Annotated in this window: 1 protein-coding gene; it reads right to left on the bottom strand. The window is 68.3% G+C overall.

All coding sequences use genetic code 11. The features are described 5' to 3' along the window. Positions 1–262, bottom strand: a 262-nt coding sequence (locus A3764_RS21725) for a capsular polysaccharide export protein, LipB/KpsS family (protein WP_443069408.1), incomplete at both ends; no start/stop codon positions are given.

The following is a 262-nucleotide window of genomic DNA, read 5'->3' as shown; positions in this document are numbered from 1 at the left end:
ACCCGAAAGCAGGGTGACGCGGTCGCTGGTATCTTGCGCGTCGAAGTGCCCGGCCCGGTGGCCCGCGCGCGTTTCGGGGTGAGTCTTGATCACGATGCGCGCGCCGGGGTGTTCCTGCTGGGCATAGACCAGCATTTCGAGAAAGCGCGCCCGGTCCGCGCCTGACGCGGTGACGGAGGCGTCGCCCCGGGTCTGGTCGATCACGAGGACATAGCCCGGTTCCGGCACCGGGTGGGCGGGGTCGAAACCGCTGTATTTGCTC

This window comes from Sulfitobacter sp. HI0129 (assembly GCF_001635395.1).
Classification (GTDB): domain Bacteria; phylum Pseudomonadota; class Alphaproteobacteria; order Rhodobacterales; family Rhodobacteraceae; genus Sulfitobacter.
This window is presented reverse-complemented; position numbering and strand designations above follow the sequence as displayed.